This is a genomic window from Nocardia sp. NPDC055050, from assembly GCF_053608345.1.
In genome coordinates this window covers 49,656-63,726 of the sequence record NZ_JBSGVG010000010.1, presented here as the reverse complement: position 1 = coordinate 63,726, position 14,071 = coordinate 49,656, and the positions used below count along the sequence as shown (strand labels likewise).

Sequence of the window (14,071 nt, the reverse complement as noted above, 5' to 3'; positions counted from 1 at the left end):
CACGCCGACTGCGTGGAGCACCGACCACACGAGGAAGTGGAGTCAAGAGATGTCTCTCCCCGGCACCCCGAAGACCGCAGCGGAAATCCAGCAGGATTGGGACACCAACCCGCGTTGGAAGGGCCTGACCCGCACCTACTCCGCCGAGCAGGTTTCCAAGCTGCAGGGCAACGTCGTCGAGGAGCACACCCTCGCCCGTCGCGGTTCGGAGATCCTGTGGGACCTCGTGAACAACGAGGACTACATCAACTCGCTGGGCGCCCTCACCGGCAACCAGGCCGTGCAGCAGGTTCGCGCCGGCCTGAAGGCCATCTACCTGTCCGGTTGGCAGGTCGCCGGTGACGCCAACCTGTCCGGCCACACCTACCCGGACCAGTCGCTGTACCCGGCGAACTCGGTTCCCGCGGTTGTGCGTCGCATCAACAACGCCCTGTCGCGCGCCGACGAGATCTCCAAGGTCGAGGGCGACGAGTCGGTCAAGAACTGGCTGGCCCCGATCGTGGCCGACGCCGAGGCCGGCTTCGGTGGCGCCCTGAACGCCTACGAGCTGCAGAAGGCCATGATCGTGGCCGGTGCCGCCGGTGTCCACTGGGAAGACCAGCTGGCTTCGGAGAAGAAGTGCGGCCACCTCGGTGGCAAGGTGCTGATCCCCACCCAGCAGCACATCCGCACCCTGACCTCCGCGCGTCTGGCCGCCGACGTCGCCGACGTGCCGTCGGTGATCATCGCCCGCACCGACGCCGAGGCCGCCACCCTCATCACCTCCGATGTGGACGAGCGCGACCGTGAGTTCCTGGACGGCACCCGTACCGCCGAGGGCTTCTTCGGTGTGAAGAACGGCATCGAGCCCTGCATCGCGCGTGCCAAGGCCTACGCCCCCTACGCCGACCTCATCTGGATGGAGACCGGTATCCCGGATCTCGAGGTCGCGCGCAAGTTCGCCGAGTCGGTTCGCAGCGAGTTCCCGGACCAGCTGCTGGCCTACAACTGCTCGCCTTCGTTCAACTGGAAGCAGCACCTGGACGACGCGACCATCGCGAAGTTCCAGCGTGAGCTCGGCGCGATGGGCTTCAAGTTCCAGTTCATCACCCTGGCCGGCTTCCACTCGCTCAACTACGGCATGTTCGACCTGGCGCACGGCTACGCCCGCGAGGGCATGACCGCGTTCGTCGACCTGCAGGAGCGCGAGTTCAAGGCTGCTGCCGAGCGTGGCTTCACCGCCATCAAGCACCAGCGTGAGGTCGGTGCCGGCTACTTCGACACCATCGCCACCACCGTCGACCCCAACACGTCGACCGCCGCCCTGAAGGGCTCCACCGAAGAGGGTCAGTTCCACTGATCCCCCTCGGAGTTGCTTTGACCGGCAACGCCTTTCCTCTACTCCGGTAGGGGTGTACGCCCTCCCTCGCCGATCAGCCCTCGGTGAGGGAGGGCATCCCTATACTTTGGTCGCTATGACCTCCCCAGCCACCCCACAGCCAGACACACAGCAGGAGCGGGACGTGAGCAGCAGCGAGAAGATTCAGCGCGTTGGCATCATCGGCGCCGGACAGATGGGCGCGGGCATCGCGGAGGTGTGCGCACGCGCGCACGTCGACGTCCTCGTCTACGAGACCACGCGTGAACTCGCCGCTGCGGGCCGCGCACGGATCCTGCGTTCGCTGGACCGTGGCGTGAGCAGCGGCAAGATCACCGAGCGCGAGCGGGAGCAGGCCGCCTGGCGGCTGCGCTTCACCTCCGATCTCAGCGACTTCGCCGACCGTCAGCTGGTGGTCGAGGCCGTTGTCGAGAACGAAGAGGTCAAGACGGCCATCTTCAGCGAGCTGGACAAGGTCGTCACCGACCCCGACGCGGTGCTCGCCTCCAACACCTCCTCGATCCCGATCATGAAGATCGCCGTCGCCACCGCCAACCCCGAGCGCGTGGTCGGTCTGCACTTCTTCAACCCGGTGCCGGTGCTGCCGCTGGTCGAGCTGGTCACCACGCTCAAGACCAGCGAGCCGGTCGCCAAGCGCGCCGAGCAGTTCGCCGCCGAGATCCTGGGCAAGCAGATCGTGCGCTCGGCGGACCGCTCCGGTTTCGTCGTCAACGCGCTGCTGGTGCCGTACCTGCTCTCGGCCATCCGGATGGTCGAGTCGGGCTTCGCTACCAAGGACGACGTCGACAAGGCGATGGTGCTCGGTTGTGCCCACCCGATGGGCCCGCTGGCGCTGACCGACCTCGTCGGCCTCGACACCGTGAAGTCCATCGCGGACTCGATGTACTCGGAGTTCAAGGAGCCGCTCTACTCGGCTCCGCCGCTGCTGATGCGCATGGTCGAAGCCGGGCTGCTCGGTAAGAAGACCGGAGCCGGGTTCTACCAGTACGGCAAATAGGGGACTCGTCCGAACAGCCCGGATTCGGGCTGTTCGGTAGGGACGCATCAGGTTTACCCGCTCGGGGTCGTTTGGTGGCTGTGTTCATTGGAGCGCTGGCGCGCTCGAGCGGGGCCCTTCGGGCCCCTGATCTTCCCTCCCTACGGGTACTCCTTCGTCGCACCCTTCGGTCAGTCCAGATCAGGGCGGGCCCCTAGAGAGACTTACAAAAGGCGCTCAGGTGCTCGGGGTTTGCGGGGGGCGCGGCGCGGGGGCGTTCTTGCGGCTTAAGCTGCTGTTGCCGGACGTGCTTGCTTGCCCGGTGCTATGTCTCGAGCGCAGCGTGTGATCGAAAGGGAGTATCGGCGGTCATGGTCAACGTCACCGATGGATTCGGGTCGAGCGTTCTCGGATACCCGAGGATCGGTCCGCACCGAGAGCTCAAGCGTGCGCTCGAGTCGTATTGGCGCGGATCGCTCGAACGCGAGGAACTGCTCACGGTAGGACGCGATATCCAGGAGCGTCAGTTCAACGAACTGGCCGCGACCGGACTCACGCAGGTGCCGGGCAACACCTTCTCCTTCTACGATCACATCCTCGACAACGCGCTGCTGTTCGGCGCTGTGCCCTCGCGTTTCAAGGAGTTCGAGGCCGGGCTCGACCCGCTCGACTTCTACTTCCTGATGGCGCGCGGCAACCCGGACACCCCGCCGCTCGAGCTGGTGCGTTTCTTCGGCACCAACTACCACTACCGCCAGCCCGAACTCGACGCCGACACCACGTTCTCGCTGCATCCGCAGGCCCTGCTCGACGAGTGGGACCGGGCTGCCGCCCGCGGGATCGAGCTGCGTCCGGTGGTCCTCGGCCCGGTGTCGTTGCTGCTGCTGTCGAAGGCCGGGCATGTGCCGGGCGAGGCCGAGTTCGACACGTTGAGCCTGCTCGATCAGCTGCTGCCGTTCTACGAAGAGCTGTTCGAGATCCTCGCCAAGCGCGGGTCGACCTGCGTGCAGCTCGACGAGCCCTGCTTCACCGGCGAGCGCACTCCCGCCGAGCTCGCCGCGTTCGAAAAGGCCTACAACCAGCTGGCGAAGGCGCCGCTGCGTCCGCGCATCCTGGTCACCGGGCAGTACGGCGACTTCGGCGAGGCGCTGCGGATTCTGGCCGCGAGCAATGTCGAGGCCATCGGACTCGATCTGGCCTCCTACCGGATGCAGCCGGAGGAACTGGCGGCGATCCCGGGGATCCGGCGCAAGCGGATCTACGCGGGTGTCATCAGTGGTCAGAACGTGTGGCGGGCCGACCGTTTCGTCACGCTGAGCTACCTCAACGCGATCGCCGAGGTGTGCCCGGATCTGGTGGTGTCGACCGGCACCACGCTGCTGCACGTGCCCTACGACGTGCTCGCCGAGTACGACATCGAGGGCAACGTCGCCGACCGGCTCGCCTTCGCGAAACAGAAGGTGGGCGAGGTCGTCTCACTCGCCAAGGCACTCACCGAGGGCCCGTCGGAGAACTGGCGCAAGCGGCCGACCGAGGTGCACTTCAAGCAGAAGCACGCGGTGCGCCAGCGGGTGTACGCCGTGACGCCCGAGATGCGCGAACGCGCGCCCTATGACGAGCGCGCGGCCGCGCAGCAGGAGCGGTTGAACCTGCCGTTGGTGCCCGCCACCACGCTCGGTTCGTTCCCGCAGAGCGGCAAGCTGCGCCAGGCCCGCCACGAGGTGGCCTCGGGTCGGCTGTCCGACGACGACTACCGCAAGCAGGTCGAGGCCGAGATCGAGGCCACGATCCGGCTCCAGGAAGACATCGGCCTCGACGTGTTCGTGCACGGTGAGCACGAACGCAACGACATGATCCAGTTCTTCGCCGAGCAGCTCGACGGTTTCGCCACCACCCGCTTCGGCTGGGTGCAGGTGTACGGCTCGCGCTGTGTGCGACCGCCGATCGTCTACGGCGATGTGGCACGGCCCGCACCGATGTCGGTGGAGTGGACCACCTACGCGCAGTCGCTGACCGACAAGCCGGTGAAGGGCATGGTCACCGGGCCGGTCACGATGCTGGCGCGTTCGTTCGTCCGCCAGGATCAGCCGCTCTACGAGACGGCCGACCAGGTGGCGCTCGCCATCCGCGACGAAGTGGTCGACCTGGAGAAGGCCGGGATCGCGATCATCCAGGTCGACGAACCCGCCATCCGTGAGCTGCTCCCCGCGCGCCCGCACGGCCGTGAGGAGTACCTGCGCTGGGCGGTCGGCGCGTTCAAGCTGGCCACCTCCGGCGTGCGTTCCGACACCCAGATCCACACCCACATCGGCTATTCCGGCCGCACCGAGGTGGTCGACGCGATCGATCAGCTCGACGCCGACGTCACCGCCATCGTGGCGACCCGCTCGATCGAATGGGTCATCGAGGCGCTCACCGAGGACCTGTCCTCGGGCCACGGCCTCACCCACGGCGTCGGCCCCGGCGTGTACGAGAGCCGCTCGGCCCGAATCCCCGATATCGACGAGTTCGACGAGCTGCTCACCCAGGCCGCGAATGCCGTGACCCCGCAACGGTTGTGGGCCAACCCCGACGGCGGCCTCAAGACCCGCCATTACTGGCAGTTGGAGCCGTCGTTGCGCAACATGGTGGCCGCGGCTCGCCGGGTCCGCCGCCGCGCGTTGGCCGCGCAGGAGGCTGCCGCGACCGAGGAGTAAGCGAACAAAGCAAAAAGGGCGCACCGGGTTTCGGTGCGCCCTTTTTGTTGCCGGATGGCCCCTACTCCCGGCACCGGGTTTTATTACGGTACGTACTGTACCGTTGTGGTATGACAGTGATGACCTGGCCGGATTCCTTACGTGTAGCGCAGGTTCGGATCGCGCGCCCGACGGATCGGCTCGACGAGGTGGTGCGCTTCTATGTCGACGGGCTCGGGCTGCGCGAGCTGTACCGGTTCGAGAACCATGCCGGATACGACGGGGTAATGGTCGGTTTGCCCGGCGCCGATTACCACCTCGAGTTCACCAGCCATGTCGACGGCAGCCCGGGTGCGGCGCCCAGCGCGGAGAACCTGCTGGTGCTCTATTTCGACGGTGCGGCGCCGATGTTCGACGTGGTGGAGCGGCTCGGTGAGTTCGGGGTCGAGCCGGTGCCCGCGGAGAATCCGTACTGGGCGGCCAACGGCGGTATGGCATTTCCCGATCCGGATGGGTGGATCGTCATGCTCGTGCCACGACCGGTCTTCTGATGTCCGGACGCGCGCGCGAGGACCGGATCGATGTCGCGGTGCTGGCCGCCACCCGGCAGCTGCTCGACGACAACGGCTACGCCGAACTGTCGATCGGTGCGGTGGCGACCAGGTCGGGCATCCATCGCCCGGCGATCTACCGGCGCTGGCCGTCCAAGCGGCATCTGGTCGTCGCGGTGGTCGCCGATCTGCTCGGTGTCCGGCCGACGGACGACACCGGCGATCTGCGCGCAGATCTCACCGCGGCCCTGCGCGGCCTCGTCGCCGCGCTGCGCGACACCCCGCTCGATCGGGTGCTGCCCGCGCTGGTGGCAGACCTGACGAACGACCCTGAACTGCGCGCGCACTTCCTGTCCACGGTCTTCGAGCCACGCAGGGAAACCACCGCGAACGCCCTGCGCTCGGCGATGAAGCGCGGCGAGGTCGATCCGGACATAGATCTCGACTTCGTCCTCGACACGGTCGCGGCGACGATCTACTTCCGCGCACTCTTCGGTCATCTGCCGTTGGACGACGCACTCGTCGATGCCTCGGTGAACGCCGTCCTGCGCCTGGTGCGCCCGCTCGATGGCTGAGGGCGCTAGGTCGAGGGCGCGCTGATACAGCGGTCGGCCACGGTCAGCAGCGCCGGATCATGGCGCTGATCGGGCGGTTTTCGAATTATTCGAAAACATGCCATAATTGTGGCGGTCCCTAGGAGGCGCGATGACCGCAACGTTGAATGAACGCACGCTTTTGCCGGAACATCTGGATCAGCTTGTCGAGGTCCGGAGGTTCTTGGACGCGACAGTCGGCGTTGATGAAGCGACGATCCTGCGTTCCGCGGCGGGGGAGGTGGTGGCACTGCCTGCTGAGGTTTTCGAGGGGCTTCGTCTGGTCGCGCTCGCCTTGTCCGAAGGGAAGGCGGTAACAGTTGCACCGCTGCACACCACGCTGACAACGCAAGAAGCCGCAGAGTTGCTGGGTATGAGCAGACCCACCTTCGTCAAGTTGCTGGATGCCGGCAGCATTCCGTTCACCCGACCAGGCCGACATCGTCGTGTCCGCCTTGCGGATGTACTGAATTTTCGCGAGCTGCGACGAGCTGAGCGTGCCGTAGGCCTGTCGGAACTGACCCGAATCTCGGAAGATCTAGATCTCTATGACGACGCCCCCGTGGAGCCGTTGAAGCGACACGACTGATGCAGCGGGTCTTCCTTTCCCGACTCGATGGTCGATGGGTATCAGCCGCTGGTCGACCGCATGGAGAATCATCCCAAAGATCGGCATGTGCTCGCGGCGGCGCTGCAAGGCAACGCGGACGTGCTGTTGACGTTCAATCTCAAGGATTTCGAAGTCAGACCCATCGGCGAGGGTTTCCCGGAACTGCTACATCCGGACGCGTTTCTGCTCGATGTTCTGGATCTGGCACCCGGCGTCGTAATCCGGCTGCTCGACAGGCAGGTTGCTGAGCACAAACGCCCACCGAAACACCTTCAGGGCTTGCTCGATGTGCTCGATCGTTCCGGCTTGCCGGGCTTCGCTGCTGAGGTTCGTCGCCACCTTGACTGATACTCGAACCCTTCGATGAGGTCGGGCTGTGCCTGGGGTCAGGTTCTGGTGATCGGGGGGAGGACGTAGGTCTGGTCGAGGACCGGTGGCTGGGGCTCGTACATGCGCAGGCAGGGGCGGAAGTCGCCTTCCGGGGCGGGGAGCCAGTTGGCGCGGGCCTTGGGGTCGGTGGGCTCGGCGTGGCTGATGGTGATCGTGAGGGCGCCGTTGTCGTCGTAGACGAGGCCGGGGGTGCGGTCGCCGATCGAGTAGCGGTCGATCGGGTTGGCGCAGAGGTAGAAGTCCGGGGTCGAGTACATGGTGACCGACCAGAAGGCGCTCACCGGCGGGGTGGGGTCCAGGCGCAGGGTGTAGGTGTTCGCGCCGGTCAACTGCCCGCCGGTGCTGTCGGTGTAGATCATCGCGTAGGCGGCCTCGTAGGCGTGGTTGCCCCAGAGTCCGGCCTTGGCGGCTACGGCGCGCGCGATGATGCGCTGTTCGGGGTCGGTGATCTTGAAGTTCTCGTCGTCGAGCGTGCCGACCTCGAAGAAGTCGATGTTGTAGTCGAAGAGGTGCAGTGTCGACTGCCAGCCGTTCTCCCCGGCGCCTGCCCCGCCCTTCGTCGCGTTGCTCAGTTCTTCCTGGCCCTCACCCAATCCGGCGCGCAGCGCGGATGCTCGATCAGGGTCGAGGGACGGGTAGGGCGAGGCGCCCGCTGTCGTCAGGCCGATCGGCGCGAACGATTCCTGGAGCGCGAGATCGCGCTTCGCGGGAGGAAAGGCCTGCGACCAGACACGGACCTTCTCGAGGAACATCAGGTCCGGGGCGACCGTCGGATCCGGTGACGGAAGTCCCGTCGGCTGTGCGCCGTGGTCGGCGGGTGTCAAGGTCAGCGCGTCCTGCAGGGCGTGCACGGCGGGGAGGTCGTCCGCGCCGGCGCAGGCCCATCGACCGGCGATCACGCCGACAACGGTGGGGAAATGGATGACCGTCGTGTCGTCAGGGGCGGTACCGGTCCATCCCGGTGGTACGAGGAGGTAGTCACCCGCGCGGTTTCCGGTGGCCCGGGTGCCGACGTAGGCGAAGTTGTCGGTCCAGGCGTCGATGAACTGCATGACGTAGTACCGATCGCCCGCATCGGGCACGTGGAAGGTTATCGGACCGACTGAAAGGTCGATCAGGGCGATCGAATACACGGTGTCGTTGTTGACCGAGACGAAGGTCGCCGAGGCGCCGGCGAGGGTGCGGGCATGGGAGAAGTCGTTGAACGGCGTCGCGGGGATGTCGCCGATGCCCTCGCGGAGCAATCGCTCGATCGAATCGAGGTTGAAGACCAGGGGGAATCCGTACAGATAGGCCTGTGCGGTCAATGCGGGGACGTTCTGATCCGGCATGTGCGCTCCTCGTCCTGGCGTCCACGTCGCGCGACCGTCGTCGGACCGCGCGACACCAGCATCCGCTGATGCGCGACCGGCGCACATCGCCCGGACCGGGTGAGATCGTCGCGTGCCGGTTCGGTGGTGGAGGGCGTCAGGCGCGGATCATGGCGCGGGCACCCGCCGTGAGCTCGGCCGCGGAGGGGGCGTTGTCCGGGTCGATCAGCCATTGCAGGAGCAGGCCGCCGATCATCGTCTGCAGGATCGCGCCGACATTGCTGTCGCCGTCGCCGAAGGCATCGGTCAGGCCGCGGCGGGCTCGTCCCTGCGCGTCGGCGAGTTCGGCGCGCAGTTCGGGGGAGTGCAGTGCCTGGTTCAGGCTTTCGGCGTTGGCGTGCCACAGTGGCGCGTTCTCGACGAACGAGGTGATCAGGCTGTGCCAGAACGCTTCGAGGCGGGCGGTGGGATCGGTCGGGTCGTCGGCGGGTAGCGCGTCGAGGATCTGCGTCACCGCGGTCGCGCTGGATTCCAGCATCGCCTGTTGGAGCAGCTTGTCGCGGGTGCCGAAGTGGTAGTTGATGGCCGCGAGGTTGGTGCCGGAGGCGGCGACGATGTCGCGCACGGTGGTGCGGGCATAGCCGCGTTCGGCCAGGCATTGCTTGGCGGCTTCCAGGAGATCTTCGCGCGTTCCCACTCGCGCACGATAGCAAGTCGCGCATACATCTGTTTGTGACATCAGTTTCAAACAAACGTCAGTGACAAGTGTATGAAACAGATGTATGTTCTCGACCATGACCTCTCGGCGACGTATCTCCCCGTTCGAATCCAGCTACTTCGGCACCGGCACGACCATCGGCAGCGTCCCGACCGGCGGGATGCCGCTGTTCCTCGGCACCACCGTGCACGGCGAGCTGGACCCCGCGATCCTGCGCACGGTGCTCGACGAGCTCGCCGCGGCGCATCCGCTGCTGCGCAGCCGGGTGGTGACCGAGGACGGTGTGGGCTATTTCGTCCGCGACGACGCGTTCCGGCCTCGGCTGGACCTTGTCGAAGGTGGGGAGGCCGAATATCTGGCGCTGGTCAACGGCCCGCGGGACTGGAGCGACGGGCTGTTCCGTGCATACCTGCTGCGTGCGGGCCTGCGTCAACAGATCGTGTTGGTCGTCCATCACGGAATCTCCGATGGCAGATCAGGATTCGCGCTGCTCGGACAGCTGTGGCGGCACTACACGGCGCACGTGACGGATAAGGCTGTGCCGGAAGTGGATTCGGATCAGTCGATGCCCGAGGCCATGGATACCCGCTTGGCCGACGTGGTTTCGGTCGCGGCGGCTGAAGCGTGGTTGGCCGAGGTCAGGGCGGGCGCGGCGACGATGAACCCCGAGGACGCGCCTCGAACACTGCCCCGCGACGGCACCGACACCGACCGGCTCGGCCGATTCGCGATGCAGCGCATCGAACTGACCGCCGAGGAGACCGCCGAACTGGTGGCAGCGGCGCGCTCCCACGGTCTTTCGGTGAACAGCGTGCTCACCGGTGCGGTGCTGGCGGCCGTCAGAACCCGGTTGCCCGAATCGGGTAGCGTGCCGCTGTTCTGTGGCTACGCGGCCGACGTCCGCGCGGAATTCGACCCGCCGGTGCCCGTCGACACGATCGTCAACTACGCCTCGGGCGGCGGCACGCTGGTCTTGGCGACCGGCGAGACCACTCAGCTCGAACTCGCTCGTTCGGTCGACACCGGGCTGCGCGCCGGCCTGGACCGTCGCGAACCCGCGCTCTTCCCGCTCGCCACCCAGCTCGTGAACGACGACGTCACCGCCGCCCTCCTCACCGCGCCGCCGACCTTCGCGCTCTCCAACATCGGCCGCGTCCGACCCCATACGATCCCCGGCCACATCGCGTTCGTCCGCGACGACATCTACGCCATGGGTCCCGCCATGCCCCCGAAACTCACCGCCTTCACCATCGGGGGCCGCCTCACCCTCCAACTCGAATACGACACCACCCTCTACAGCCGCCCCCAGATGGAAAAGCTCCGCCTCACCCTCATCGAACTGCTGCACACGCTCGAGTGACGTCGTTCTCAGCGGCCACGGGTCAGTTGGGTGTTCCGTAGGCCAGGACTACGTCGACGATTCGGGTGGTGCCGTGGGGGGAGGTCACCTCGAGCCGGATGGAGTCAGCGGGCTTGCGGGTGTTGATGGCCGCGCTCAGTGCCTTGGCGGTGGTGATCGAGGTGCCGTCGACCGCGGTGATCACGTCGCCGATGTTGATCCCGGCTTCGCGAGCGGGTTGGCCGTAGAAGGCCCAGCTCACCTGGGCACCTGCCGGTCTGGCATCGATCACCTGCACGCCGAGGGTGGCGGTCGGGCCGATGTGGACGGTGTCGGTGGGCGTGCCCGAACGGATCTGCGCCACGATCCGCAGGGCGGTGTCGATGGGGACCGCGTAGCCGTTGGCGGGTTTGCCCTTGGCTCGGGAATCCTCGCCCGACGCCGCCGTGATCACCCCGACCACCGCACCGGACGCGTCGGCCAGCGCCCCGCCGGACTGCCCGCCCATCACCGGTGCGGCGACCTCCACCATCCCGTTCAATGCCTTGCGAGTGAGGTCGGCGGAGTTCATGGCGACGATTGTGGCGTCCAGATCGGTGATCGGACCGGCGACCGCCGTCGGCTCGCCGCCGTCGCCACCCGCATCACCGATCGCCAGCACGTCCTGGCTGATCCGCAGATCAGCCGAGGTGCCGAGGCGCGCGGTCGGCAGGTCCGTGGCCCCGCCCAGCGACAGCAGCGCGATATCGGCGCCGGAGTCGTAGCCCAGGACGGTGGCCTCGTAGACGAGACCGTTGGCGATATCGGTGACGGTCAGCGCCTCGGCGCCTTTGATCACGTGATGGCTGGTGAGGATCTGCCCGTCGGGGGTGAGCACGATCCCCGACCCGGCCGCTCCGATCCCCAAACCGGCCGCGTCGACATCGATATTGACCAACGCCGATCCCACCTGCCCGGCGACCAGCGCGGGGTCCAGCGGCACCAGCACGGGCGCCTGTGCCTGCGCCACGAACTCCGGCTCGACCACGGCGATCTCCCCGCGATACCCGAGGAACGCGCACACCCCGAGCAGCGCCGCCATCATCGTCACCAGCACTCGTCCGACACGCTTCACAGCACATGTCCTCTCTCGCGAGCCGACCAGTCCATTGTGACCCGTTTTCGGCGTCCGCTGGTCTCGATACGGACGCGGTGGGTTGGCAAAGACACGCATGCGGCTGTAGGCATGTAGCCATGAGCACCGCTGCCGCCTACGCCAAGCCCTCTCCCGACGGGGCCTTCGAGAAGGTCACGATCGAACGCCGCGAAGTCGGTCCCGACGATGTGCTGATCGATATCAAATACGCCGGTATCTGCCATTCCGATATCCACACCGCGCGTGACGAGTGGGGTGGCGCGCAGTATCCGTGCGTGCCCGGTCACGAGATCGCGGGCATCGTCGCCGCCGTCGGCTCGTCGGTGCACAAGTACCAGGTGGGCGATCGGGTCGGCGTCGGCTGCCTGGTGAACTCGTGCGGCAAGTGCGTGCCGTGCCTGGCGGGTGAGGAGCAGTACTGCACCAACGGCCCCACCTGGACCTACAACTCGAGGGTGCCCGAGTCCGCGCAGCCCGGCGGCTACACGATGGGCGGCTACTCCACTCAGATCGTGGTCGACGAGAGCTTCGTCGTCTCGATTCCCGAGGGCATCGGCCTCGATGTCGCCGCGCCGCTGCTGTGCGCGGGCATCACGCTGTTCTCACCGCTGAAGCACTGGAACGCGGGACCGGGTAAGAAGGTCGCGATCATCGGGATGGGCGGGCTCGGGCACGTCGGCGTGAAGATCGCCGCGGCGCTGGGCGCGGAGGTGACGGTGCTCAGCCAGTCGCTGCGCAAGCGTGACGACGGCCTGCGTATGGGCGCTCACCACTACTACGCCACCAGCGACAAGGAAACCTTCCGTCAGCTGCGCGGCCAGTTCGACCTGATCATCAACACGGTGTCGGCCGACCTGCCCATCGACAGCTACCTGCGCCTGCTCGCCCTCGACGGCACGCTCGTCATCCTCGGCCTGCCGGAGCACCCGATGAGTGTCACCGGACGCAACCTCGCCGGTTTCCGCCGTTCGCTGGCCGGTTCGATGATCGGTGGCGTCGCGCAGACCCAGGAGATGCTGAATTTCTGTGCCTCGCACGGCATCGGCGCGGAGATCGAACTGATCTCCGCCGACGAGATCGACTCCGCGTACGACCGCGTGGTCGCCAGCGATGTGCAGTACCGGTTCGTGATCGACACAGCCACCGTGTGAGGCGAGCGCGCCGACAGGCTGTCGGCGCACGTCCTGGGTACCGTGACATTCGTGGTTGCCCAGGACGAATCCGCTGAACCCGCCGCGCAGTCCGTCGACGTGAGCGCCCTGCCCGCCTTCTGGTCGGTGCGTACGCCGCCGCGCTGGCTGCCGCGGGCACTGCTGTACGCCGTGCTCGCGGTCGCCGGGTTGATCGCGGCGTTCTGGGTGCTAGGCAAGATGCAGGGCCTGCTCACGGTGCTGCTGGTGTCGATCTTTTTGGCGTTCGCGATCGAACCCGCGGTGAATTGGCTTGCCGCGCGCGGTGTTCGGCGCGGGGCGGGCACCGGCGCGGTGTTCCTGGTGGTGCTGGTGGTGATCGTCGCGTTTGTGTGGACGCTGGGCGCGCTGCTGGTCAACCAGGTGACCATGCTGGTGATCAACGCCCCGGACTACGTCCAGGATCTGGTCGACTGGGTCAATTCGACCTTCCATCAAGATATTTCGGGCGACGATCTGACCAAGTACGCCTCGGAGTGGAGTTCCACGATCGAGAAGTACCTGGTCGGTCTGGCCGGAAATGTCTGGGGCATCGGCACTGTCGCGATCGGCGCGCTGTTCCAGCTGCTCGGCGTGCTGCTGTTCACGTTCTACTTCGCCGCCGACGGACCGCGTTTCCGCACCTGGGTGTGTTCGCTGCTGCCGCCGAAACAGCAGAAGCATGTGCTGCGGGCCTGGGACATCGCGGTCGAGAAGACCGGGGGCTACATCTATTCGCGCGCACTGCTTGCCCTGTGCTCGGCGATCGCGCACTACGTCGCGTTGCGGGTGCTCGATGTGCCGTCGGCGTTCGCCCTGGCATTGTGGGTCGGCGTTGTCTCCCAGTTCATTCCGACCGTCGGCACCTATATGGCCGGCGCGCTACCGGTACTGGTGGCGTTGGTGCACGACCCGATCACGGCGCTGTGGATTCTGCTGTTCATCATCGCCTATCAGCAGTTCGAGAACTATGTTCTGCAGCCGCGCATCACCGCGACCACCCTGGACATGCATCCGGCGGTGGCCTTCGGGGCGGTGATCGCGGGCGCCGCGTTACTCGGTCCGACCGGCGCCCTGCTCGCCATCCCCGTCACCGCCACGCTGCAAGGTTTCGCGGGTGCCTACGTGCGGCGCTACGAAGTCACCGAAGAGGCCGACGCGCCACCGGCCAAGAAGAAGAAGCGCAAGAAAGCCGAGACCGAAGCCGCATCCACCGACGAATAGGCA

Annotated in this window: 13 protein-coding genes; 10 read left to right on the top strand and 3 right to left on the bottom strand. The window is 66.6% G+C overall.

Going from position 1 to position 14,071, the window contains the following annotated elements; all coding sequences use genetic code 11:
- Window positions 1-49 precede the first annotated feature (49 nt).
- The 7 genes from aceA (at window position 50) to ACWGCN_RS12815 (ending at window position 7,131) form a co-directional block, all read left to right on the top strand.
- Window positions 50-1,339, top strand: coding sequence for an isocitrate lyase (gene aceA / locus ACWGCN_RS12845; RefSeq protein ID WP_266293925.1), 1,290 nt, complete (start codon window positions 50-52; stop codon window positions 1,337-1,339).
- Window positions 1,340-1,502: 163 nt separating this feature from the next.
- The gene (locus ACWGCN_RS12840) at window positions 1,503-2,375 is read left to right on the top strand and encodes a 3-hydroxybutyryl-CoA dehydrogenase (RefSeq protein ID WP_358186489.1); all 873 of its coding nucleotides are present in this window, start codon (window positions 1,503-1,505) and stop codon (window positions 2,373-2,375) included.
- 350 nt (window positions 2,376-2,725) lie between these two features.
- Window positions 2,726-5,050, top strand: a complete 2,325-nt coding sequence (gene metE / locus ACWGCN_RS12835) for a 5-methyltetrahydropteroyltriglutamate--homocysteine S-methyltransferase (protein WP_378991100.1) — start codon at window positions 2,726-2,728, stop codon at window positions 5,048-5,050.
- Window positions 5,051-5,160: 110 nt separating this feature from the next.
- Complete coding sequence (locus ACWGCN_RS12830; RefSeq protein ID WP_452459340.1) at window positions 5,161-5,580, top strand: VOC family protein; 420 nt, start codon at window positions 5,161-5,163, stop codon at window positions 5,578-5,580.
- Window positions 5,580-6,155 carry a TetR/AcrR family transcriptional regulator gene (locus ACWGCN_RS12825; protein WP_452459341.1) on the top strand — a complete coding sequence of 192 codons (576 nt, stop codon included), beginning with the start codon at window positions 5,580-5,582 and terminating at the stop codon, window positions 6,153-6,155. The genes ACWGCN_RS12830 and ACWGCN_RS12825 overlap by 1 nt, the downstream gene beginning before the upstream one ends.
- A gap of 130 nt (window positions 6,156-6,285) precedes the next feature.
- On the top strand, window positions 6,286-6,762 hold the full coding sequence (locus ACWGCN_RS12820; protein WP_452459342.1) for an excisionase family DNA-binding protein: 477 nt from the start codon (window positions 6,286-6,288) through the stop codon (window positions 6,760-6,762).
- A 27-nt stretch (window positions 6,763-6,789) separates the two neighbouring features.
- Complete coding sequence (locus ACWGCN_RS12815; RefSeq protein ID WP_452459343.1) at window positions 6,790-7,131, top strand: hypothetical protein; 342 nt, start codon at window positions 6,790-6,792, stop codon at window positions 7,129-7,131.
- A gap of 38 nt (window positions 7,132-7,169) precedes the next feature.
- On the opposite strand, the gene ACWGCN_RS12810 is transcribed toward ACWGCN_RS12815, so the two are convergent.
- Together ACWGCN_RS12810 and ACWGCN_RS12805 are read right to left on the bottom strand one after the other, a co-directional pair.
- The gene (locus ACWGCN_RS12810; protein WP_452459344.1) at window positions 7,170-8,504 is read right to left on the bottom strand and encodes a DUF1254 domain-containing protein; all 1,335 of its coding nucleotides are present in this window, start codon (window positions 8,502-8,504) and stop codon (window positions 7,170-7,172) included.
- A 136-nt stretch (window positions 8,505-8,640) separates the two neighbouring features.
- Complete coding sequence (locus tag ACWGCN_RS12805) at window positions 8,641-9,180, bottom strand: TetR/AcrR family transcriptional regulator (RefSeq protein WP_378991093.1); 540 nt, start codon at window positions 9,178-9,180, stop codon at window positions 8,641-8,643.
- Between the two features lie 97 nt (window positions 9,181-9,277).
- Between ACWGCN_RS12805 and ACWGCN_RS12800 the strand changes: the two genes are divergently transcribed.
- On the top strand, window positions 9,278-10,561 hold the full coding sequence (locus ACWGCN_RS12800; RefSeq protein WP_452459345.1) for a phthiocerol/phthiodiolone dimycocerosyl transferase family protein: 1,284 nt from the start codon (window positions 9,278-9,280) through the stop codon (window positions 10,559-10,561).
- A gap of 22 nt (window positions 10,562-10,583) precedes the next feature.
- Here the strand turns inward: ACWGCN_RS12800 and ACWGCN_RS12795 are convergent, their stop codons facing one another.
- The gene (locus ACWGCN_RS12795) at window positions 10,584-11,654 is read right to left on the bottom strand and encodes a S1C family serine protease (RefSeq protein ID WP_378991089.1); all 1,071 of its coding nucleotides are present in this window, start codon (window positions 11,652-11,654) and stop codon (window positions 10,584-10,586) included.
- Window positions 11,655-11,773: 119 nt separating this feature from the next.
- On the opposite strand from ACWGCN_RS12795, the gene ACWGCN_RS12790 reads away from it, so the two are divergent.
- Both ACWGCN_RS12790 and ACWGCN_RS12785 read left to right on the top strand, forming a co-directional pair.
- Window positions 11,774-12,826 (top strand): NAD(P)-dependent alcohol dehydrogenase, encoded by a 1,053-nt coding sequence (locus ACWGCN_RS12790; RefSeq protein ID WP_378634019.1) that lies wholly within the window; start codon window positions 11,774-11,776, stop codon window positions 12,824-12,826.
- A 51-nt stretch (window positions 12,827-12,877) separates the two neighbouring features.
- Window positions 12,878-14,068: an AI-2E family transporter gene (locus ACWGCN_RS12785; RefSeq protein WP_452459346.1), complete on the top strand. Its 1,191-nt coding sequence runs from the start codon at window positions 12,878-12,880 to the stop codon at window positions 14,066-14,068.
- The last annotated feature ends 3 nt before the right edge of the window (window positions 14,069-14,071 follow it).